Origin of the sequence: Pseudoalteromonas sp. P1-30 (assembly GCF_001400005.1) — a bacterium.
GTDB classification, from domain to species: Bacteria; Pseudomonadota; Gammaproteobacteria; order Enterobacterales; family Alteromonadaceae; genus Pseudoalteromonas; species Pseudoalteromonas atlantica.
On sequence record NZ_LKBC01000002.1, the window covers coordinates 339,880 to 363,326 of the forward strand.

Sequence of the window (23,447 nt, forward strand, 5' to 3'; positions counted from 1 at the left end):
TTTTTAGGGTGTTAAAGGCGTAACTATTTAGGCAAAAAACCGCCAAAAAGGCGGTTTAAAGGTCTACACAACACAATTAAATGTTTTACCTTATTGGGTTATTTTAATAACGCCAACACGTCAAAACAGGCACCCATAGTATGGTAATCCGTTTTACCAATTGGGCTTTTCATGGTATCTATTTTTTTGTTATCTACGGTTAAAATTCTAAACCACGCACCGTATTGATGATCAACTAAGTGCTGCCACGAGTACTGCCAAATTTTGTCATACCACTGCTGGTATTTTTCATCCCCTGTGGTTTCATAAAGGTAGGCTGCACAGCACAGTGTTTCGGCTTGCACCCAAAAGTACTTGTCGTCATCGCATATGCTTTTATCTGGCGCAAAGCCGTAACAAATACCGCCGTGTTGTTTATCCCACGCAACGTCTATTGAATTATCAAATAACGCTTGAGCGCGCTCTACAAGCCAAGTTTGTGGCTTATGCTTATTTAAAAACATTAGTAGTTTTGACCACTCAGTTTGGTGACCTGGCTGAAAACCCCACGGGCGAAACAAATTTTTAGGATCGTCTTTGTTATACTCTAAATCAACCTGCCAATTTATATCGTAGTGCTCCCAAATAAGCCCTCCCATTAAATTAGCTTGGCGATTAACCATGTTATCGGCCAGTGTGAGCGCGCGATTTAAAAATAGCTCATCTTGAGTTGCTTCATAAGCGGCAATAAGTGCTTCACAGGTATGCATATTGGCGTTTTGCCCGCGATACGGATCGCACTTAGTAAAGTCATTGTTGTGCTGATCTTTATATAAACCCGCTTTTGCATCCCAAAAATGGGTTTCCATTGTTTGAAATGTATCGTTTAGGTATTCGCGTGCCTCTGTAACACCTACGCGGTATGCCCAACTGTAGGCTAAAATCACGAACGCAAAGCCATAGCAGTGGTTGGTATCATCAAGTACAGAGGCGTTACCTTGCTCAACACTTAATAACCAATTGTAACCGCCTGTTTGCTCAACAAAATGGTGCTTACGAATAAACTCAATACCCGATTTAACACGGTTTAGGTACTTTTCATCATTAAAGGTTTGGTACGCACGTGCATAGTTAAATACAAACCGAGTAGAGCTTACTAGGTGGCGAGTTTGCTTATCAAATACCTCACCATTATCCGAAAAGTTTTGGTAAAAACCGCCGTGTTCGTCGTCTATGTTTGGCTCGTAAAACGCCAGCGTATCGGCAATATGTTGTGTTAAAAATTCGCGGCTTTTAAAGTTATCAGGTGTGTGGCTCATAGTGCGCTCCTAAAATCATTAAGCGATTTTTCGTTAGGAAGAGACGTAAATGCCCCTTTGTAAGATGCTGCATGAGCACCACATAACGAAGCAAATTCAAAAATAGTTGTTAGTGTTTCGGGGTTATTGCAAAGCTTACTAAAAGAGCTAGGTGTGAGGTTTTGTAAGCCTAGTTGATACAGCAATCCACCTACAAACGCATCTCCTGCGGCGGTAGCATCAACCATAGTAACCTTTTTAGGGTGAAGCGTTTGCTTGGCATTTTTGGTATACCAATGCATGGGGTTGCCTGCATCGGTAACCACAAATAACTCACAGCCATTATTGAGAGTGTCGGCTATAAATTCTTCACCCGTTTGCTCACCCGCTAAGTATTCAAGCTCTTCTTTAGAGGCTTTAATAATAGAGCAGTGTTTTAACAGGGGTAAAATGTGTTCACGCGGGTTAGCATTACTAGGCCATAAGTTGAGGCGTAAGTTAATATCAAAACTGACAATTGAGTTATTTTGCTTTGCAAATTCAACCCCATACGCGGTGGTTTTACGTATGCGCTCGTCGGTTAAGGTGTTTGAGCAAATATGAAAAATATCGCATTGCTCAAACCACTCACTGCTAAAGTCACTATTTGTAAAGTGCAGATCGGCGGTGTTATCACGGTAAAACTCAAACGTACGGTCGCCGTCCTTATCAAGTGATACAAACGCAAGGGCGGTTTTTGCTTGGTCGGTAAAGCGCATAAAGTCGGTTTTTACGCCTTGCTCTTTTAAGGCGTTATGTAAAAAATCACCAAAGCTGTCGGTGCTTAGCATGCCAGCAAAGTAGGCGTTACCACCTAGCTTTGCAATAGCTACGCTTACGTTTGCAGGCGCACCGCCTGCAAACTTAGTAAACGCTTCGTGCTCGCTGTTGTTTTGGCTTAATTTATCAGAGAGTAAATCAACCAATACTTCACCAAAACATATTGTGTGTTTCATAATGCTGCCTTAGTTATTAATCAAGTAGCCAATGCAGCGCAATAGCGGCTGTCCATGAGAAATCTTTACCGCCACAGCCGGCGCCTGTTTCTGGGTTAAAATATTCGTAGTAACCCGATTTAAGCACTAAATCGCGCGTGTCGTCCTGAATTTTATCAGCCGTGGTTACAAACCCTGCTTCTTTAAGACCGGTGGCTATCATCCAGTTAATGTGTAACCAAATAGGGCCGCGCCAGTAACGTTGTGGTTCGTATTTTTCTTCTTTAGGGTGGGTAGATGCCACACTAAATTGACTCGACTCAATAAAATCTTCTGTTGCGGTATTAATAATACGCGTTTGCTCGTCAGTTGTTAAACCAGCATAAACGGTTAGTAGTGCCGCCGATGTTTTAACTTTAGCTAGGCTGTTGGTTAACACGTTTTTACAGTAAAAGTATTCGCTTTGCTCACACCATAACGTGTTAATTGCTGTTTGAGTTAGCTCTAGACGCTGTGCTAAATAATCGGTACGTGCATCGTTTAAACCGAGTTGTTCACCCATTTTGAGTAAATCTTTTGTCGCACGGTGCAAAATAGCAATAATACCTAGGTCGTTCATTTTGTACGGGCAGCTTTCGTAAATTACTTTGCTATCAAAATTGTTACGTTTAAAAAAGTCTACTAGGTATAAGAAACGGTCATACTCGCTTTTATGCGGGCGCTGCGACGAATCAACATGGCTGGTGTCGCGGCGGGTGTATTCCCAATCAACACCAGGTACAGCTTCAAGGGCATCATCCCACGATGGGCTGTTATCCATACCCGATTCCCACGGATGATAAGTGACCACTAAGCCTGTGTTTTCAGGATCGCGGTCGTTGTACCACCATAAATGGTAATCAACAACTTGAGAAAATAATGCTTTAACTTTTTGCTCTGCAAGGGTTTTATCTTGTGCGCTAGCAAGCATTTCTTTCATTACTGTTGCCACAACCGGTGGCTGCGAAATAGACGTACTTTTAATTTTTTTATCAGAGCCCCACACATCTGGACCAGGGAAGTAGGTAGTTGAATCTTTATGAAATAAGATATGTGGCACCATGCCGTCATCCCACTGGCCTGAAAATAACACATCAATTTCTTGCCACGCACGGCTCTCGTCAGACTTCATCCACCCTAGGGCTGTAATCGCTGAATCCCAGTTCCACTGAAACGGGTAAAGGCCATGCGTAGGGACGGTATAGCCACCTAAATCGTTTGCTATAAGTGTTTTAGTAGCAAGTTCTGTAAGCGATGCCGCTGTGGCTGCATCAAGTTGACCGTTGATTGTAGTAGTCATATTGGGTGCTCTTTGTGTGTTATTTTCAATTTGCATAATATTAAAGCACTCATTATGGGTTGTAAATGTTTTTTTTCTGTGCTTAAATCCTGTTCGAAGTAACAAAAAACTAACATGTATACTTGATTATTTCGCACTTACTTAGCCACACTCTAAGTAATTACACACAGACAACTAGCACAATTGGAGAATACCCGTGAATAAAACTACGATCGCCTCTATTGTATCTTTATGCCTCACACAAGGCGCGTTTGCCGCAGAAGAGACTGCGCCAGATACAGCAAAAAAAGAAAATAACGTTGAACGTATTATCGTCTCTGGTACCAGCAAAGGACGCGTTATTTCAGATACCCCACAGTCAGTAACCTCTATTAGCGAAGATGAATTAATAAAGCTTTCATCAAGCAGCCAAGCAGATGTATTACGTTATATCCCAGGTATTAAAGTAGAAGGGGGCGGTGGTGAGGTTGGAACAAACCTACAAGTAAGAGGCTTACCTTCATCGGGTCAGTTTCAGTTTACGCCACTGTCGTACGACGGTTCACCTAGTTTGAGTGTTTTTGGCTTAAACTCATCGGCGTTTGATGTGTACTACCGAAACGACTTAGGTATTGAGCGTGTAGAATTTGTGCGTGGCGGTGTGTCTAACTTATTTGGCCAAGGCTCTGTAGCGGGTATTATTAACTATATTTCTAAAACAGGCAGCGATGATCCGCAAAGTACTGTGCAAATGGAGCTTTCTGATCAGGGCCGTACCCGTTTAGATTTTGCTACAAGCGGGCCGCTAAACGAAGATGGCCTTTATTATGCGCTGTCGGGCTTTTACCGTTACGATGAAGGCCCGTTAGATACAGGGCTTGAGACTAAAGGCACTCAGTTGCGCGGTAATATTCGTAAAGAATTTGATGACGGCTCTGGCTCATTTACAGTGTATGGCCAATACATTGACGACCAAGCGCAGTTTTACCTGCCTATTCCGCTTGATGGCGACAGCCGCGAACGCTTAACTGGTAACGATGGACGCGAAGTGGAGTCATTACAAACTGCTAATGTGTCTAACCTCTCTTACGATACTGCCAATGGTCGTTATGAATCGCCAATTAGTGATGGTGTGGTAACTAAAGGTGGCTCTATTTCAGTGGTGTTTGAAAAAGAGCTCGCTAACGATTTTGCTATTAACATGCGCAGTAAATACGCAAAGTACCAACACGAATTTAATCTATTTTTAGATGGCGACGGTATTATTAATGTACCTGAGAGCCAGGAAGAGTTTTTAGCTAACCGTGGCTTAGGTGATGTAAGCGATGCAGCGTTTACTTACACTGCATCGGGGCAGGCACTGGCAAGCGATGACTTATTATTTGCTAATCGTATTTTAGATAGAGACCGCCCAGCAGAGGATTTTTCTGCCGAATTTAATATTGTTAAAAGTATTTTTGTTGGCGATTTTAGCCACGATATTACCGTAGGTACGTTTTTCTCTCACAGTGAAGCCGATGACGATAACGTTATTACGACCTACTTGGGGGAATTTAACAATAACCCTGAGCTGGTTGATTTAACGTACACTAATGCCGATGGTGATGTTGTTCAGTACACACAAAATGGTATTAGTGGCCCAGGTATTTCTTACACCAACCAAACAATAAGCGCTACCCGTCGTGCGCTTTATATAGCGGACCAAATGGAAAGCGATGATTGGATTATCGACTTTGGTGTTCGTTATGAAGAAATTGACGGCAAAATTAGCCGTGAAGGCAGCCAAGTTGTACAAATTTCTGATGATCCATCACTTGCGCCTAATTTACAGGTAAACACCACAGGCAGTGGTGTAATGACTTACGGCGAAGTAGACACCTCTGAATTTGCAGTATCGGGTGCAGCCTTATACCGCTTAACCGATAACTTAAACGTATACGCGAATGCATCTCGCGGGTTTTTCTTCCCAGAAATTAGAGGGATTCAGTTTAATGATTTAGGTGAGCCTGCCAGCTACGAAGCCGAAATTGTTGAACAAGGCGAGCTTGGTATTAAGTTTTTTGATAACGACTTTAGCGGTAGCATCGCGTTATTTAGAACCGACCTAAAAGACAGACGCAGCGTAGACTTTGTTAACGATGGCAACGGTGGGGTATTAGAGCTGCCTGTTATGCAATCAACCAAAGCAACGGGTGTTGAACTGACGGGTCGCTACGATATTACCGACGAGTGGGCGGTTGATGCCAACATGACCTACACTGACCACGAATTTACTGAGTTTGACTCAGACCCTTCTATTATTGGTAACGAGTTACGTCGTAAACCAAAAGTATTATTTAACTCTTCTATAAGCTACACCGCAGATAATTGGGATGCTGCTTTGTATCATAACTTTACAGGTAAAAACTTTGCTAACGATGCAAATTCTGTAGAGCTTGATTCATTCCACTTGTTTAGATTTGATGCGGGTTATAACTGGCAAATCGCCCCAGAGCAAACCGTACGTTTAAGCGTAGGGGTATTTAATTTGTTTGACTCTGATGGTGTTACCGAAGGCTCGCCGCGTTTAGGTAATAGCCAAACGTCAGACAATCCTTACTTTGTAGGCCGTCCAATTCTCCCACGACGCGTTACATTTAGAGTCAAATACGACTTTTAAATAAATGCTTTACGCCTATTAACCTGTTTTGGGGTTAATAGGCTTTTTGCATTGTGATGCATTTTTCAGCTAAGTTAGCGATAGGCTTGTTTTTAGGGACTGTTTTAGAAGTAAGCATATAGCTGTTTAGTTTTTTATTTTTGAGAAGGCGCTGTGTTTTCTTAATGTGAATACGCGAAATAATTATGAATATATTAGATTTTTCAATAGTTGCTCTTTACCTTGGTGCCTTATTGGTAATGGGGTTTATGCTACGCGAACAAACCAATAAAAGTGATTACTTTTTAGGAGGCAAAAGCTTAGGGTGGAAACCTTTAGCTTTGTCGGTAATGGCCACTCAGCTTTCGGCCATTAGCTTTATTTCGGCTCCTGCATTTGTTGGTTTGCGTGAAGGCGGTGGTATGCAATGGCTCTCGTATGAGTTAGGTGTGCCGCTTGCGATGATTTTAATTTTAGCGACTATTTTACCTAAGCTTTATAAAAGCGGTATTGTAAGTATTTATGATTACTTAGAAATGCGTTTTGGTCGTTCTACCCGTGTGCTTATTAGTGTGGTGTTTCAGTTTAGCCGCGCATTTGCCACCGGTATTATGATTTATGCGGTATCGCTTATTCTCCAAGGCACTATGGGTATAGAAGCATGGCAAGCCATTGTGCTTACCGGCGTGATCACGGTGTTATATTCACTGCAAGGCGGTATGAAAGCCGTGGTGTATGGTGATGCAATTCAAATGATCATCATTGTACTAGGTACTATTGCTTGTATTGGCTTTGGACTTTATCACTTAGGTGGGGTTGATACCTTTATTGCTAATGTTGATTCGAGCCGATTAGAAGCCATAAAATTTGATTCGTTTGGATTTAGTGGCGATGGTTTTGGCTTTTTACCTATGATTTTTGGTGGTGTGGTGCTTTACGCCTCTTACTATGGGTGTGACCAAACACAAGCGCAACGTGCACTTAGTGCAAAAGATCCTAAAAACTTACGCTACATGATTTTAGCCAACGGCGTAGTGCGTTTTCCTATTACTATTTTATATTGTGTGTCGGGCTTAATTGTAGGCACACTGGCTATGAGCAACCCTGAGTTTTTAGCCAAAATTCCAGCCGATAACCCAGATTGGATGATGCCAATCTTTATTTTAGATTACTTACCACATGGCTTAATTGGTTTATTAGTGGTGGCTATTTTATCGGCGGCTATGTCATCACTTAGCTCTGCTATTAACTCGCTTTCGGCGGTAAGTATTGAAGACTACAGCCGTATTTCAAATAAAGAGCTAGACCAACCAACGTACTTAAAACTGGCTAAATACTTAGGGCTTATTTGGGGTGCAATTACGTTAATTTTATCGCTTTATGCTGGTGATATCGCACCTACTATTATTGAAGCCATTAACAAAGTAGGCTCTTTATTTTATGGCCCAATACTAGCGGTATTTTTAATAGCCGTAGTTAGTAAGCGCAGTGCTGCGCTGCATGCAAACATAGGCTTAATTAGTGGTGTGTTAATTAACTTGTTGGTGTCGGTATTTGCGCCAGACGTATTTTGGTTTTGGTGGAACTTTATTGGCTTTGTGGCCACTGCGGTGATTACCCTTACGACAAGCATTGCGATTCCACGCGAAGTAAACGAGGTTGCTAAAGCGCAAAACGCTGAGACTATCTCAAACTCAATTTTAACCGGTAAAGATATCGTTATGCTGCTTAGCATGTTTGTTGTGATGGTATTAATTTGCCTTGCTATTCCATCAATTTTTTCGTGAGCGTTAACCCATGGATTCTAAAAAGTCATTTTTAATCGATTTATTTACCACGGCGGTAAATGCCTGTAAACCCAGTGCGTGTATGAGTAAGTACTTGGAAAATATAGATGCCAGTAATGGTTTATGTGTGGTGGGCGCCGGTAAGGCCGCCGCCGAAATGGCCGCAGAGGTTAACCGTTTTTATGGTGATAAATGCTTTGGTGCGGTAGTGACACGTTACGGTTACGAAAGTGCCGGCGATACTGGGCGCATTAAAGTGCTTAGTGCTAATCACCCAACACCAGATGATAACAGCTTAGCAGCAGGTAAAGAGTTATTGGCGCTTGTAAAAAATAACCCGGCCGATATTCCTATTTTGTTTATTATATCAGGCGGCGGCTCGTCGCTTATGTGTTTGCCGGTAGATGATGTACCGTTTGAGCAAAAGCAGGCGCTTAATCAGTTTTTACTTAAAAGTGGTGCAAGCGTTGATGAAATTAACGTTGTGCGCAAACAGCTCTCGCTTGTTAAAGGCGGTAAGTTAGCACAAGCGGCTAAGTCGGATTATGTCACGCTGATTATTTCGGATGTAGTAGGGGATAAGCCAAGTGACATTGCATCAGGCCCCACAATTAGCGATAACAGCACTAAAGCCGATGCGCTGGCTATTTTACAAAAGTACAACTGGCCGGTTATTAACGAAATTGAAGCGCATTTATTAAAGCCTGAGCAACCACGCGCGGCTGATACTCAAGGCAAACACTTTATTGTGGCTAATGCCCAGCACGCGATTGACAGTGCTATTGATGTAGCGCAGCACCAAGGTTGGGATACGCAAGTACTTGGGTACGACATTCAAGGTGAGGCAAAAGAGGTTGCCCGCGCACATGCTAAAATTGCCCTTGAGCAAAAAGCGCAAGGTAAGCGCGTTATGTTGTTCTCTGGCGGTGAGCTTACAGTAACGGTAGCCGATGTTTATGGTGATGGCGGCCCTAATCAAGAATACTTAATGGCATTGGCAGAGGCACTTAACGCCGAGGCGGGTATTTATGCCATAGCGTGTGATACCGATGGTGTAGATGGCAGTAAAGATGTTGCCGGTGCGTATATAAATAGCAGCACGATTGCGCGCGCACTTGATGCTGGCGAAAACTTACACGCTCAGTTAGAAGGCCATAATAGCCATCAGTTTTTTAAAGCCATAGATGATTTAATTATTACTGGGCCAACCAATACTAACGTTAACGATTTTAGAGTGATAGTGATTGAGTAGGCGCGCTCGCCTACTTGTTCTTTAAAGTGGTTTAACGTAACCTTGTGCTCCAATTTTATTAGGGTTAATAGCTATGTTTTCGCTAAATAACAGTAACTTATTACGCTCAGGATTTGAGCTTGGAAAAGGCGACAAACTTTTTCAAGACATTGAACGTGATATTATTAAAGTGGTGTTTTGGGAGCAGTGCGTAACACAAAGCCATATTGTGAGCGCCACCCGAATTCCGCAGCAAACTGTCTCGCGTTTACTTAAATCGTTAACTCAGCATGGCGTAATAATGCAAACCGATACGCTTATCCCTAATAAAAAGGGTAAGCCTGGGTTTGGTATTGCGCTTAACCCCGAATACGGCTTTACCTTTGGTTTAGCTATTTTGCTTGATGCTATTTCTGTAGCGGTCATGGATTTTACCGGTAAAGTTATTTACACCCATATGCAGCTTATGTCAGACATGAGTATTAATAACGTACTTAAAAGTGCGCAAAAGCTGGTGGACGATATAAGCGCAGAGCATAATATTGCGAGCGAAAAAGTGCTGGGTATGGGCGTGGGTATATCGGGATTTTTTAGTTCTATGGACGGGAAAATGAATACCCACCATATGCTAGAGGAGTGGTCGCAGGTTGATATTATCGATATTGTCTCTAAGCATTTTCAACTCCCTACGTGGGTGGTGAATGACGCCACAGGCGCCGCCGCTGGCGAAGGGGTTGCAGGTATAGGCCGCGAGTATAAAAACTTTGTGTATATGTTTGTCTCGGCGGCATTTGGAGGCGGAATCGTAAATAACGGCGATGTATTGCGTGGTACTTACGGTAATGCTGGCGAGCTTGGCGATATGTTGCCGCCCAAGTTATACGCTCATCCCAATTTAGAGTTACTAAAGCGCATTTTGAAAAAAAATGGTGTAGCGGTTGATTCAATTTACGACCTGCACGATAACTTTGACCCCGAATGGCCAGGCGTTGAAGAGTGGCTATTTAAAGTTCAAGATTCGTTTGATTTAGTAGCAACCTGTTGCTCGGCGCTATTAGATGCAGAAGCGATTATTATTGGCGGCCATATACCTAAAGAGCTGGCCGAAAAAGTAATAGCGCGTACTGAGGTTTACGCACAATTTAGACGCGGTGCTAAACGCCCAATGCCCAAGCTGGTGGTCTCAAACATTAATAATTTTCCGGTCTCGATTGGTGCAGCCACTTTGCCATTTAGAGAGCTGTGTTTGTAGCTTAATAATAGAAACTTTAAAACAAAAAGCCGATATTGATTTATACAATATCGGCTTTTTAGTATTTAAACCAAATTCTTAACTAAGTGTTTTGGCGAATGGGTTTTACTCTTCAACGAACGGTTCACCTTCTGTCATCCACTTAGCGGCTGGCTTGCCTTTTAAGTAATGGTCAAAGTACTGCATCATACGCACTGAAAAATCGACCTGATTAGGAAACTTTTTCAAATGATGTGGTTCACCTTCGTATTGTAAAAAGGTGGCGTCTTTACCCGCACGGCGCAGGGCTAAGTAATATTGCACGCCTTCGTGCCAAGGCACTGCGTCGTCTTTGTCTCCAAACATAATTAAAATAGGGGTATTTACTTTATCGGCAAAAAACACTGGTGAGTTTTCGATGTATAGCTCGGGTGCTTCAAATAAATTTTTACCTATGCGGCTTTGTCCTGTTTCGTACTGAAATTGACGCGCAAGGCCCGACTTTAAACGTATGCCGCTGTATGCACTGGTCATGTTTGATACCGGCGCGCCCGATACAACCGCTTTAAACATATCTGTTTGAGTGATCATAAACGCACTTTGATAACCTGCCCATGAATGCCCTTGTAGGCCTATTTTATCTGGGTCGGCAATGCCTAGGTCTATAAGCTTTTGCGTGGCGTTGATCATGGTTTGCGTTGACGATTTACCTGGGTGGCCTATTTCAAAGCGAATATCAGGTAAAAAGATTGCATAACCATTTGAGGTAAACATAGGGAAGTTAGGACGATGATTTAGCTCCATTTTAGGAAAATCATACATGCGCTGGCTCATATAGCGGTAAAAATACACAACAACGGGCACTTTATCGCCTTTTTTGTAGCCTGCTGGTTTAATTAATACCCCTTGTAGGTCTTCGCCATCAAAGCCTTTGTAGCTAATTAGCTCTGGCTTTTCGCCCCAGGAAAAATCCGCCATTTGTGGGTTTAAGTTGGTAACTTTTTTAGGCGCTGTAAAGCTAAAGTCGCTTTGGTAGTAATCAGGAAACTGATGATAAGTTTGCTCGGTAAAGAGGTATTTATCGGCATGTTTTGCCTTTTTAACTACATCAATACGTTTTTTGCCACTCAGTACGTTAGTAACCGTCTGTGAGGCTAAATCTAGCTTGGCTACTTCACGTTGCTTTGATTGTAAGTTAACGGCTGATACAAGCAATGTATCGTTTTGAGCAAAGCCTACGAGGTTTTTATCAAGCTTAATAACGCGATATTGCGTTTTGCTTGGTTTACCATTAGTTAAGCGCTCAGCGCGTTGAGTGTTGACATCAAACGCCCAAATATCGTATTTGCTATAAACCAATACTTGGCTGCTGTTATTTAACCAACCAGCAAACCCATAACCAGGTTGCGGTGATGGATAGTCGTGTTTGTCATCGGCAAACGTGGCATTAATAGCTTTGCTAAGGGCGGTAACTTTGTTGGTTTTTAAATCTTTAAGTTGTACTTGGCTTTGTGCAAAGTAGGCAGCGTAGCGCCCATTAGGCGCAAGGCTTGGTGTAAACGGTGAGTTTTTAATAATGGGAGTTTGCTCACCGGTATTAATGTTTATGCTGTAGTAGTCGGCAAAAAAGCCACCGTACATAATTTTTTCTAGGTGGGCTTGGTTAGAGTAGCCTAATACACTTTGGCTACGGTTAATGTTAAGCGCTAAATCGCTGACTTTTTCATTGCTTAGTTGTACTGCTTTTTGGCTTTTTAAATGAAAAACAGCGCTGTAATGGCGGTTTTTATTAACCTTGTTCCACTGTTGTTCTTCTCGTGGTTTTATTTGGGCATCGTTGTTGTGCCACACGTTTAGCGCTTTATGTTCACGAATCGTGTCAAAGTCGTACAGTGATGCTTGGTCGGTGTACTCTTTTGCTTTTATTTTAGCGGCCAGTTTGGGGTGGTTTTCAAAATATAAGCGCTCGCCATTTTCAGACCAGCTAATCGATGCTGTTTTACCTATAACCCATTCTTTATTAGGGGAGTCGATAGTGCTAAGGGTGTTATTTTGCCAAAGCTTTAGAGAGTATTGTCTGCGACGCTCATCATCGTTTACGTAGTTACCGAGGTTAAATGCGGCTATTTCTTTATCAGGGTGCCAACTAATTGATTGTGCAACCACGCCTGGCTCATCAATTAATACGCTTTGCGCAAAGTTATTATTAAGTTCAATCAGTACAAGCTGATTGTTGTTACCATCGCTAAAGCTTTGGCTGGCAAGTAGCTGAGCGCCACTAGGGCTTAGCGCATAACTAAATACATTATTTAAGCTGTGGGTGGTGCTGTTTTTTAAGTTTATTATTACTAGCTCAAAGCTTTTATCTTTTTTATCTGGTGTGATAGCGCTTTTTTCTTCGCTGTTATCTTCAACGGGTGTGTCTTTTTCTGCTTTTTTATCAACTCGATAAGCAAGCCACTGGCCATTGTTACCTAAAACATAGTCTTTTACGTCGGCAAATTGCTGTTTTTCGCCGGTTTGGGTATTGACTAAAATGAGGTTGTTTTTTAGTGATGACTTTTTCTCGCTGGTCTCTTGCTCAAGCAGGGTGGGTACTTGTGTAAATGCCACCCAATTAGCCGCTTTGTTAATAACGGGCTTGGTGCCGCGCTCCACGGTGCTAATGAGGGTGTTTGTTGTTAAGTCATAAACTTGCCCATTTGCATTGCCACGGTAAGGCTTAGCGCTAAAGCTGAGGATTTTACCATCATCTGAAAGTTGGGTGTTTTTTGCGTACTTAAAATCGAATACGTCTTTAAATTCTAACGGCTTTTGAGCCCAAGCAGCCGGGCTCGCTAAGCTTGCAAGCAGTGCTGAGCTTAAAAAGGTGAGCGTTGTTTTCATTATTGATTCTCGTTTTTCACAGTACTTTTAATGTAATAAGTATTGTAGCGAGTTTGGTTTATATTTCGAGCGGATCAGATAAGCGGTATAAGAAAAGGGACGAAAGGGTTAACGTTAGCGCGATTAACTAGCGCTAACGGTAAAATAATAAAGTAAGGTTATAACCAAATTTTTTGTAGTTCAGGCCATTGTTTTTCAAATTGCGAACTTGGTTTTACTTTAAAGTCGCTGCGCACAAACTGGTTCATTTTACCTTCAACATAGGCTAGTAAAAAGTTAGCAAGGGTGAGTTCGTCACTTTGAAAGGTTTTACCTTCACGAAGTTTTCGCTCGCGCAGTACTTGTTTAAATTGCGTTTCTAGCTTTTCAAATAGCCCTTGTACACGTTCGCGTAAACGCTCTTGCTCGCCTTGTAGGGCGTCGCCGGTAAGTATGCGTGTAATACCTGGGTTTTTTTCTGCAAACGTTAGTAGCAACAACAAAATATTATAAACGCGTGTTTGGCTTTCTTTTTCGTTTTCTAAAATAAGGTTAATGCGCGATAAAAGCGTATCTTCGATAAACTCTATTAGGCCTTCAAACATACGTGCTTTACTTGGAAAGTGACGGTAAAGCGCAGCTTCAGACACGCCCACTTCAGCAGCAAGCTTTGCAGTTGTAATCCGTTGTCCTGGGCTGGTTTCTAACATTTGCGCGAGGGCTTGCAGTATTTGCTCTTTGCGATTACTTCTTTTTGTCGCAGGCATGAACCTTCCTTTTTTATTTGTTATTTTTAGCTGCTAATCATTTTTTGTTCAAATGAGTGGCTTATGTTAATGTTTTATTCAGTTTGTTTCCAGCACTTTATAGTTGCTTGGCAAGTTGTTTAATTACCTCAAGAGCAATGCGTGTTTTACTATTTACCGCCAGTGCTAACTGCTCATTTTGCCAGTAAAGTGTTAAAGCATTGTGATCTGAATTAAACCCTAAACCACTTTGCGATACATCGTTAGCGCAGATCATATCGAGATTTTTATTTTTAAGTTTACCCTTTGCATAGCTCTCCACATTTTGCGTTTCAGCAGCAAAACCCACAGTGTAAGGGCGGTTTTGCGTTAAGTTTGCCACGGCGGCTATTACATCGGGGTTTTTAACAAGGGTGAGGGTAAGCTCATCGCCTTGTTTTTTCATTTTTTGAGTCGCTACATTAGCCGCTCTATAATCGGCTACGGCTGCACAGCCAATAAAAGCATCAGAGAGTGGGGCATAGGTTAATGACTCATTTAATAGCTGCTCAGCGCTTTCAATGTTTATTAAATTAACGCCAACAGGGGCTTTGATAGTGACAGGCCCTGAAATTAAATTGACATGAGCGCCAAGCTTTAAAGCGGCCTCAGCCAGGGCAAAGCCCATTTTTCCTGAGCTGTGATTAGAAATAAAACGTACAGGGTCAAGCGGCTCGCGGGTTGGCCCTGCCGTAATTGTAATGGTTTTACCTGCTAATAATTGCGGCTGCTCTGAAGCAGTGCACAAAGCCACAAGCTCATGCGGCTCTAGCATGCGCCCAGCACCTACATCGCCACAGGCTTGCTCACCTTTGCCTGGGCCCCAAATAAGTACGTCACGTGCTTTTAAAGTGGCTAAATTTGCTTGTGTTGCAGGGTGTGCATACATTTGCTGGTTCATTGCTGGGGCTATTGCTACTTTAGCAGGGGTTGCCAGTAATAGCGTGGTAAGTAAATCATCGGCTATGCCGGCGGCCATTTTGGCAATGGTATTACTCGTTGCAGGCGCGACTAAAATTAAATCAGCCCATTTGGCAAATTCTATGTGGCCCATTGCAGCCTCTGCTGAGGGGTCAAGTAATGAATCAGACACCATTTCACCACTCACCGCTTGCATGGTTAATGGGGTTATAAAATGCTTAGCTGACTCGCTCATAACTACTTTTACTTCGCAACCTGTCTCTTTTAAGCGCCTAACGAGCTCTGCACATTTATAGGCCGCAATGCCGCCGGTGATGCCAAGTACGATTTTTTTGTTTGTTAAGTTAGTCATGAGTGTTTTTTGCTTGAGTGTATATGCAGGCTAAAATAACAAATCTTTGTGCTTTGAGCTAAGTTTTTAGGATTAAATAATCAGGCTAATTTTAAAAATTGCATTACAGTTATAAGACTGTTTTTTAATCATCAAGGATGAATAATGCAATTAACATCGTTACCTAACTCACTTCGCCCACGCGAAAAACTCATTGAAAAAGGCCCTAAAGCATTGACCGATGCTGAGTTATTAGCGATATTTTTGCGTACGGGCTTACCCGGTATGAATGTGATTGAGCTTGCACAGCACCTGCTTAACGAAAACAAAACATTGCATAATTTATTTAACGCCAGCCAAGATGAGTTTTGCGCACAAAAAGGGTTAGGAATGGCAAAATATGTGCAATTGCAAGCGGTGCTCGAGCTGAGTCAGCGTTACATGCAGGAGCGTTGCCAGCGCGATGCGGTGTTTAATTCGCCAAATGCGGTGTATGAATATTTAACGCTGCAAATGCGCGGGCTACAGCAAGAAGTGTTTATGGTGCTTTATCTCGATAGCCAAAACCGTTTAGTAAAAGACGAAATTTTGTTTTATGGCACGATAAACTCAGCCAGCGTTTACCCCAGAGAAGTTCTAAAAGCGGCCTTAAAAAATAATGCTGCGGCCATTATTTTGGCACACAATCACCCAAGCGGGATTGCCGAACCAAGCCAAGCAGACAAACTTATCACTAATAAATTACAACAAGCACTGCAATTAGTAGACATAAATGTGCTTGATCACATCATTGTAGGAGGAGAAACGTGTGTTTCTTTTGCACAGCGAGGCTTGATTTAAGGTTGCTTGATGAATAAGTGTGTTAAAAATGAGCGGTTTGGACGGTTTTAGCAAATTAGTTTAATTTAAATGCAGTTTTTACTTTCCCTAAGGGCATTCGATCTTTATAATTAGCCGCTATCAAATTTACATATGAGCTGGTTGGATAGATCAGTATTTGATCTTTGCCTGTAAAAGCTGTATAAAGAGCGCCCTTCGATTTATCTAGGGCACAAATACATGGCCTTAGGTTAAATTAAGCTCGAGCGAAGTTATTGGAGATATATAGACATGTCTAAAGTATGTCAAGTTACAGGTAAGCGTCCAACGGTTGGTAATCACCGTTCACACGCGAGAAACGCGACTAGACGTCGTTTCCTACCTAACCTACAAACACACCGTTTTTGGGTTGAAAGTGAAAAACGTTTTGTAACACTACGCACTACTACTAAAGGTATGCGTATTATCGATAAAAAAGGCATCGACGCGGTACTTACAGATATCCGTGCTCGCGGCGAAAAAGTTTAAGGAACTGAATCATGCGCGATAAAATCCGTTTAGTTTCAACTGCTGGTACTGGTTTTTTCTACACTACCGACAAAAACAAGCGTAACATGCCTGAAAAGATGGAAATCAAAAAGTTCGATCCTAAGGCTCGTAAACATGTGATTTTCAAAGAAGCTAAAATCAAGTAATTTAGTTTTCTTTCAGAATTGTAAAAACCCAGCTTATGCTGGGTTTTTTGTTTTTAGCACTTATCAATATTAAACAGCCCCTAAAATATTTTATTAAATCAACAGATATAATTTAAGTATTCTTGTTTTTAATGGCTTACTAGTTCTTAAAAAGGCGAGCGTCGAAGTTTTGAGGCGTTATAGCTCACTGAAGTGATGTAATTAATGCTCCGCTTGTTTTGTATTATCTTTAACCCTCCCCTGAACATGGCTTAATGAAGTGATAGCATCTTAGGATATTTAGCCCGTATAAAGGCAAGCTAACTCGATATAAAATATTTAGCATGCTTACTTTTAACTTCTTTGCACACTATGGACTTGCAATGTGTTACCGCACACAGATTTCTTAAGAAAGTCGCCTGTCTTGTCGCTGAGCAAGAAAAAGAATGGTATAGGCTTTAATTTTAGAGTGTTGCCTAAGGTAAGCGTGGATTATGTATTGCATACTTTCTACCTAAGACTATGTGCAATTTCTACTCTATCTAATTAGGTATATAAGGAAGTGCGAGACCAAAAGTTAAGCTGTTACACAGGAGGATTGAATAATGTTCTGTAACTTTTATAACATGTGCTAAACCGCAAGGGTGTCTATTTACCCGTAACATACCCTTTTTATTTCTTACGATGCTATAACAATGTTTAACGTGAGTAATCGGGGTGCGCAGCTAAAAGCACATTGATAAATTTGACAGATAATATATGGCTTTTAAGAATATTTGTATAGGTTAGGGCTTAACTAAAATGACAGCAATGTGCTAAAAGTTATAAGTTTTCTTGTGCTTAAAAAGCTTTGCTAAGGTAAAACCCTCAAAATCGAAGATAATGAGGGTTTTACATACTTAATAAAAGAGCCGCATATTACAGCGTAAGTAAAGCCCTTAGTCGAGAAGGGTCATTACAGCTCTAACGTAAACGTTATACCCGCTACTCTTGGCTCACCTAATTGCACGTAGGTGTGTGTAGCGTAGCCATCAAGTGGGTCGTTACCAAACTCAAAGCCGCGGGTTGGTACTTCTTCGTCAAATACGTTACGTGCCCATGCGCGCACTGCCCACATGTCGGCTTCGTAGCCTAAACTTAGGTTTACTAAATTACTGCTAGGTGCTTTTGAATTATGGCTATCTGAGAAGTAGTAATCGTCCTTACCTTCAACACCAATCATACCGTACAGCTCATTAGTAAAGTTGTAACGTGCGCTAAATGCGTATTGGTATTTAGGTGATTGCGCTTGCTCACGACCGTCTTGGTTTAAGCCAGATTGCGTTACAAAGTCGTCAATTTCTGTGTTTAAGTAACCGGCGCTACCTGTTAAGAATAAATCTTCGGTAAGTTGGTAACTACCTTCAACTTCTAGCCCGTAGTTGCTACCAGAGCTTGCGTTATCAACGTAGCCTGTAAATTGCTGACCTTCTACTTGCCATGCTTTTAGCTGTATGTTGTCGCGGTGCATATAAAATGCTGCTAAACGAAGGGTAAATTTATCATCAAGCGATGAACCCTTAACGCCAAACTCGCCGCTCCAAAGGTATTCAGGGTCAAAGCTTGTATGCTGCTGGAAAAAATCAGCATCTAGGTTTAAACCTTCATCTTTAGCTTTTGCTAATGCTTCTGAATTAATACCGCCAGCTTTATAACCACGGGTAATGCTGGTGTAGATCATAGTACGGTCAATCACTTGGTATTCAAGTGCTATTTTACCGCCTACCATTACGTCGTCAGTCTCTTCAATAAAGCCGTTGCTGTCGGTGTAATCACCTTGGTATTGCTCTACACGTAAACCGGTAATGAGCGTGGTTTTAGGGCCGATAGGTGTGGCTACTTGGCCGTAAACAGCTACGTTATTGGTTTCGTAGGTTGATGCAAATGGACTTGCAAGCCAAGTGTATTCGCGCTCTAAATCTACGTCGCGGTTTTGATAGTAAACACCGGCAACCCAATTACCTGTTTTAGAATTAAATTGTAAATTAGCCGATTGATCATCGCGATCACGCGTGTATATATCGGTTGAGCTATAACCCCAAGGGTGTAGGCCAGCTGCACATAATTGTGGCTCGCTTGCATCGTTACATACCCAGTCTTCATCAAAGCTGTAAAGTAGCTCTGTATCAATGGCTGAAAGGTTTAAGCTTACATGAAAGGCATCAAAACCTGTGTAGGTATTATTAATACCAATGGCGTAGCTTTGTTGATTATCTTGGCCTGGCTCGTCGGCTACACTATTACGGCTGTTATCAAGCGTGAACGCATCGTAACCGTTGTTTATATCTATGTAGTGCAGGTTTAACTCTGTGTTTAAATGCTCAGTAAGTTGGCTGTTTAATTTAAAGCGGGCTACTTGCTCATCCTGTTGTTGAGTTTCGTCGTTTAAATATAGGTTATCTACGTAGCCATCTGATTTTCTGCGAAAGTAGCTGACGCGTGCGCTTGTGTCGTCGGTTAATCCAGTACTCGCTGCAAGGCCTGCTTCGCGCGAGTTATAAGTACCCATACCCACTTGTAATTTTAAGCTCGGATCGGCAGTTGCCTGAGCTGATTCCATTTGGATCATACCGGCCATGCCGTCTGCACCAAAGCGAGTGCCTTGCGGGCCGCGGTAAATTTCTACCTGGTCTATATCAAATAATAATGAGCTGCCACCTAAACCCGAGTAGTTAATGCCGTCAATAACTAAGCCAACCGATGGGTTAATTGGATCTACAAATTGTGAACGAAGTCCCACTCCACGAATTTGAATATAACGACCACGAGACGCACCAGATGTAAAGTTTACGTTGGCTGTACTACCTAGCATTTCGTCTAAGTAACTTGCACCACGTTGATTAATTTCATCTTTGCTAAATAGGCTAGCGCTAGCGCTTAATGTTTGAATGCTTTCACGTTGAAAGTCGCCTGTAACAACAATTCGTTCTAGGTCGCTGTCATCAGCGTTTGCTATAAGTGGTGTACTAATTAGCGGTAATAACGCCGCAGTAATTAAAGACAAACGTAAGTTCATTAGGTTACTTAACTCCATTTTGGGGACTCGTATGGTAGCAATTATTTTAATACTTGTGTTATAACGCAGCGATTATACGTTAAATAATCAGGATTACTAATATGACCTTTAAAGTTGATTTTAAAGTGCGCCATTACGAATGTGACCTACAAGGAATTGTAAATAACAGTGTGTACTTTAATTATTTAGAGCATGCTCGCCATGAGTTTTTATTTGCAAATGGGGTTGATTTTGCACTACTAGCAAAGCAAAAAGTTAATTTAGTGGTGATACGCAGTGAGGTTGATTATAAACATTCGCTTGTACCAGATGATGAATTTTATATAGCAGTTGAACCTGAGCGTATAAGCCGTATAAAGTTTGCGTTTAAGCAAACCTTAGTGCGTAAACACGACAACAAAGTAATGCTACAAGCCAAGGTTATAGGCACCTCGGTTAATGAAAAAGGGCGCCCTTTTTTACCTCCAGAAATAGATAATTTATTTAAAAATTATACCCAAGATTAGCCAGTATAATTTTTAGGGGCTGTGACCTTTGGGGTTAAATTTAACCAAGTTTGTTTTATAGCAGCGCCTAGGCAGTGGGGTTGTTTATCGTAAATAGCGGGTAGCGTAGGTGCTGTTATCGAGCCCACTAAGTTACAAACCAAGCAAAGCGATTAAAGTGCCCATAATGTGAACACGTTTTAATCTGCAAAGTTCAACACTCTCTAAACTATCATAGAACAAAAATTTACATTTAAAACATGCATTTTTAACGGATAAACCGCATAAAAATTGTTACTATTACGGTAATTAAATATTTAGTTAGAAATAGCATGAAATTAGCAGCACTACCGATGTTTTTAATCGGTTTATGTATTGGTTGTACAGCCACAGGGACGGTGACCACTGAGCAGCTAAAGTACACACAATGGCAACTATCAAAGGTTGATGGTTTAGCTGTGCCGGCCTCTTACAGTGCATCAATGAGCTTTATTGAAGCGTTGCAAGTAAACGGGTTTGCAGGATGTAATAAGTTTTTTGGTGAAGGCGAGCTTAAAGACAGCAGTATTAGCGTTAATAAACTTGGCATGACGCGTAAGTCGTGCGGAGCAGACGTTGATGAGCTAGAGCAGCAGTTTTTACAAGCGCTACGAGAAGGTGCAACGCTTACCATGCAAGGCTCACAGTTAGTTATGCAGGGCGATCAAACTTTTTTATTTATTGCAAAGTAGTGGCATGAGTATTTAAAACTGCCCCTTGCAGGCAATTTTTAACTGGCGTACACTCAACGCTGATTTGATCAAAATAGCAAATCAACGAACATAATTTTACTTGTCGGAGTGCCTTAAATAATTAAGGCTGAGATCGCGAAAGCGGGATCCGTGAACCTGATCAGGTTAAAACCTGCGTAGGGAACAAGCTGCCTAAAATGGGACGCTTGTGCGTCTTTTTTTATGCGCACAACAAAATAAATAGCCATTTTAGGCCGCAAAGCAGCGTAACAACTGCTTTACGATCTTTCTCTATTCCTTATGGAATATCTGACAAGACAATCCTTTAGCAATGAGGTAAGTCATGTCAAACACTACAAATAAGTCTACACGTCGAGAAACGCGCGCTGCTGCGTCAGATTACATTTATAATTTAACAGGTCAGCCATTTCCAAGCTCACAAAAAGTGTATGTTGAGGGCAGCCAAAGCGGTGTACGCGTGGGTATGCGCGAAATTACATTAAGCGATACGTTTATTGGTGGCGATGAGCAAAACCCTGTGTATGAGCCAAACGATCCACTGCGTGTTTACGATACATCAGGCCCGTATACCGACCCTAACTTTGAGTTAGACGTACGTAAAGGGTTACCTAAATTTCGTGAGCAGTGGATAAAAGAGCGCAACGACACCGAAGTGCTCGACTCAGTCACTTCGCAATTTGCTCAACAACGTATGGCCGATGACGGCCTTGATCATATTCGCTTTGATCATTTACCTAAAATTCGCCGTGGTAAAGCGGGCAAAAACGTGACGCAAATGCATTATGCTCGCCAAGGCATTATTACCCCTGAAATGGAATACGTAGCCATACGCGAAAACATGGGCCGTGCACAAATTAGAGAAGAGCTGCTAGCAGCACAGCATAAAGGCGAATCGTTTGGGGCGAGTATTCCCGATTTTATTACCCCTGAATTTGTTCGCGACGAAATAGCCCGCGGTCGCGCTATTTTACCAAATAATATTAACCACCCCGAAACCGAGCCCATGATAGTTGGCCGTAACTTTTTAGTTAAAGTTAACGCTAATATTGGTAATTCATCGGTAAGCTCATCAATCGAAGAAGAAGTAGAAAAAATGGTGTGGTCTACGCGCTGGGGTGCCGATACCGTAATGGATTTATCAACCGGGCGTTACATTCACGAAACCCGTGAATGGGTAGTACGTAATTCGCCGGTGCCCATTGGCACGGTACCAATTTATCAGGCGCTTGAAAAAGTAAACGGAGTGGCCGAAGACCTAACGTGGGAGATATTTCGCGATACCTTGATTGAACAAGCCGAGCAGGGCGTTGATTACTTTACTATTCATGCCGGTGTATTGCTGCGTTATGTGCCAATGACGGCAAAGCGTGTAACCGGCATTGTATCGCGTGGTGGCTCAATTATGGCTAAGTGGTGTTTAGCGCATCATAAAGAAAACTTTTTATATACGCACTTCGAAGATATTTGCGAAATTTTAAAACAATACGATGTGTGTTTTTCGCTTGGAGATGGCCTTCGTCCAGGTTCGATTGCTGATGCCAACGACGAAGCGCAATTTAGTGAGCTACGTACGTTAGGGGAGCTTACAAAAATTGCGTGGAAACACGATGTACAAGTATTTATTGAAGGCCCAGGCCATGTGCCAATGCACATGATTAAAGCCAATATGGATGAGCAATTAGAGCATTGTGGCGAAGCGCCTTTTTACACATTAGGCCCATTAACGACCGATATAGCACCAGGGTACGACCATATAACATCGGGTATAGGCGCTGCACAAATAGCGTGGTACGGCTGTGCCATGCTGTGTTATGTAACACCAAAAGAGCATTTAGGTTTGCCCAATAAAGAAGATGTAAAAGAGGGCTTAATTACCTACAAAATTGCAGCGCATGCGGCCGACTTGGCCAAAGGCCACCCCGGCGCGCAAGAGCGCGATAATGCATTATCAAAAGCGCGCTTTGAATTTAGATGGCACGACCAATTTAACATTGGTTTAGACCCAGAACGTGCCCGTGAATATCACGACGAAACCCTACCGCAAGAGTCTGGCAAAGTAGCGCACTTTTGCTCTATGTGTGGCCCTAAATTTTGCTCAATGAAAATTACCCAAGAAGTACGCGATTACGCCAAAGATCTCGAATCACGCGGGATCGATCCTAACAATGTTGGTGATGCAATTGAGATCAAAATGGTTGATGTAGAAGCGCAAATGAAAGCGAAATCGGAAGAGTTTAAACAAACGGGCTCAGAAATTTACCACAAAGCAATATAAGCCAATAACAGGTTAGCGGCTTATGGCTG

The 23,447-nt window shown here is 42.1% G+C and carries 17 protein-coding genes and 1 riboswitch; of the genes, 10 read left to right on the forward strand and 7 right to left on the reverse strand.

Going from position 1 to position 23,447, the window contains the following annotated elements:
- Positions 1–98 precede the first annotated feature (98 nt).
- Genes AN395_RS05030 through AN395_RS05040 form a run of 3 tightly spaced genes read right to left on the reverse strand, consistent with a single transcriptional unit; the run spans position 99 to position 3,590 of the window.
- On the reverse strand, positions 99–1,298 hold the full coding sequence (locus AN395_RS05030) for an AGE family epimerase/isomerase (RefSeq protein ID WP_024031374.1): 1,200 nt from the start codon (positions 1,296–1,298) through the stop codon (positions 99–101).
- Positions 1,295–2,272: a carbohydrate kinase gene (locus AN395_RS05035; RefSeq protein WP_054982288.1), complete on the reverse strand. Its 978-nt coding sequence runs from the start codon at positions 2,270–2,272 to the stop codon at positions 1,295–1,297. The genes AN395_RS05030 and AN395_RS05035 overlap by 4 nt, the downstream gene beginning before the upstream one ends.
- 16 nt (positions 2,273–2,288) lie before the next feature.
- Entirely contained in the window at positions 2,289–3,590 is a 1,302-nt protein-coding gene (locus tag AN395_RS05040; protein WP_054982289.1) for an MGH1-like glycoside hydrolase domain-containing protein, read from the reverse strand.
- 196 nt (positions 3,591–3,786) lie between these two features.
- On the opposite strand from AN395_RS05040, the gene AN395_RS05045 reads away from it, so the two are divergent.
- The 4 genes from AN395_RS05045 (at position 3,787) to AN395_RS05060 (ending at position 10,477) form a co-directional block, all read left to right on the forward strand.
- Positions 3,787–6,228, forward strand: coding sequence for a TonB-dependent siderophore receptor (locus AN395_RS05045; protein ID WP_054982290.1), 2,442 nt, complete (start codon positions 3,787–3,789; stop codon positions 6,226–6,228).
- A gap of 185 nt (positions 6,229–6,413) precedes the next feature.
- Complete coding sequence (locus tag AN395_RS05050; RefSeq protein WP_054982291.1) at positions 6,414–7,994, forward strand: sodium:solute symporter; 1,581 nt, start codon at positions 6,414–6,416, stop codon at positions 7,992–7,994.
- A 10-nt stretch (positions 7,995–8,004) separates the two neighbouring features.
- A complete protein-coding gene (locus tag AN395_RS05055) occupies positions 8,005–9,246 on the forward strand; it encodes a glycerate kinase (protein WP_054982292.1) in 1,242 nt (413 codons plus the stop codon).
- A gap of 73 nt (positions 9,247–9,319) precedes the next feature.
- On the forward strand, positions 9,320–10,477 hold the full coding sequence (locus AN395_RS05060; protein WP_024031368.1) for an ROK family transcriptional regulator: 1,158 nt from the start codon (positions 9,320–9,322) through the stop codon (positions 10,475–10,477).
- 105 nt (positions 10,478–10,582) lie between these two features.
- Here the strand turns inward: AN395_RS05060 and AN395_RS05065 are convergent, their stop codons facing one another.
- The 3 genes from AN395_RS05065 to coaBC all read right to left on the reverse strand — a co-directional run bounded on the left by AN395_RS05065 (position 10,583) and on the right by coaBC (position 15,379).
- A complete protein-coding gene (locus AN395_RS05065) occupies positions 10,583–13,342 on the reverse strand; it encodes a prolyl oligopeptidase family serine peptidase (RefSeq protein WP_054982293.1) in 2,760 nt (919 codons plus the stop codon).
- A gap of 158 nt (positions 13,343–13,500) precedes the next feature.
- Complete coding sequence (gene slmA, locus AN395_RS05070; RefSeq protein ID WP_004587943.1) at positions 13,501–14,088, reverse strand: nucleoid occlusion factor SlmA; 588 nt, start codon at positions 14,086–14,088, stop codon at positions 13,501–13,503.
- Between the two features lie 97 nt (positions 14,089–14,185).
- Positions 14,186–15,379: a bifunctional phosphopantothenoylcysteine decarboxylase/phosphopantothenate--cysteine ligase CoaBC gene (gene coaBC, locus AN395_RS05075; RefSeq protein ID WP_054982294.1), complete on the reverse strand. Its 1,194-nt coding sequence runs from the start codon at positions 15,377–15,379 to the stop codon at positions 14,186–14,188.
- Positions 15,380–15,523: 144 nt separating this feature from the next.
- On the opposite strand from coaBC, the gene radC reads away from it, so the two are divergent.
- The 3 genes from radC to rpmG all read left to right on the forward strand — a co-directional run bounded on the left by radC (position 15,524) and on the right by rpmG (position 16,872).
- Positions 15,524–16,198, forward strand: coding sequence for a DNA repair protein RadC (radC, locus tag AN395_RS05080; RefSeq protein ID WP_054982295.1), 675 nt, complete (start codon positions 15,524–15,526; stop codon positions 16,196–16,198).
- Between the two features lie 270 nt (positions 16,199–16,468).
- Positions 16,469–16,705: a 50S ribosomal protein L28 gene (gene rpmB, locus AN395_RS05085; RefSeq protein WP_004587946.1), complete on the forward strand. Its 237-nt coding sequence runs from the start codon at positions 16,469–16,471 to the stop codon at positions 16,703–16,705.
- A gap of 11 nt (positions 16,706–16,716) precedes the next feature.
- The gene (gene rpmG / locus AN395_RS05090; protein WP_004587947.1) at positions 16,717–16,872 is read left to right on the forward strand and encodes a 50S ribosomal protein L33; all 156 of its coding nucleotides are present in this window, start codon (positions 16,717–16,719) and stop codon (positions 16,870–16,872) included.
- 934 nt (positions 16,873–17,806) lie between these two features.
- Here rpmG and AN395_RS05095 read toward each other — a convergent pair.
- Positions 17,807–19,924 carry a TonB-dependent receptor gene (locus tag AN395_RS05095; RefSeq protein WP_200910442.1) on the reverse strand — a complete coding sequence of 706 codons (2,118 nt, stop codon included), beginning with the start codon at positions 19,922–19,924 and terminating at the stop codon, positions 17,807–17,809.
- A gap of 83 nt (positions 19,925–20,007) precedes the next feature.
- Here AN395_RS05095 and AN395_RS05100 point away from each other — a divergent pair, with 83 nt between their 5' ends.
- The 3 genes from AN395_RS05100 (at position 20,008) to thiC (ending at position 23,418) form a co-directional block, all read left to right on the forward strand.
- Entirely contained in the window at positions 20,008–20,412 is a 405-nt protein-coding gene (locus AN395_RS05100; protein WP_004589047.1) for a thioesterase family protein, read from the forward strand.
- 311 nt (positions 20,413–20,723) lie between these two features.
- Positions 20,724–21,122: an META domain-containing protein gene (locus AN395_RS05105; RefSeq protein WP_235576552.1), complete on the forward strand. Its 399-nt coding sequence runs from the start codon at positions 20,724–20,726 to the stop codon at positions 21,120–21,122.
- Positions 21,123–21,216: 94 nt separating this feature from the next.
- Positions 21,217–21,322, forward strand: a riboswitch (TPP riboswitch).
- Between the two features lie 143 nt (positions 21,323–21,465).
- Positions 21,466–23,418 carry a phosphomethylpyrimidine synthase ThiC gene (thiC, locus tag AN395_RS05110; protein WP_054982298.1) on the forward strand — a complete coding sequence of 651 codons (1,953 nt, stop codon included), beginning with the start codon at positions 21,466–21,468 and terminating at the stop codon, positions 23,416–23,418.
- Positions 23,419–23,447 lie beyond the last annotated feature (29 nt).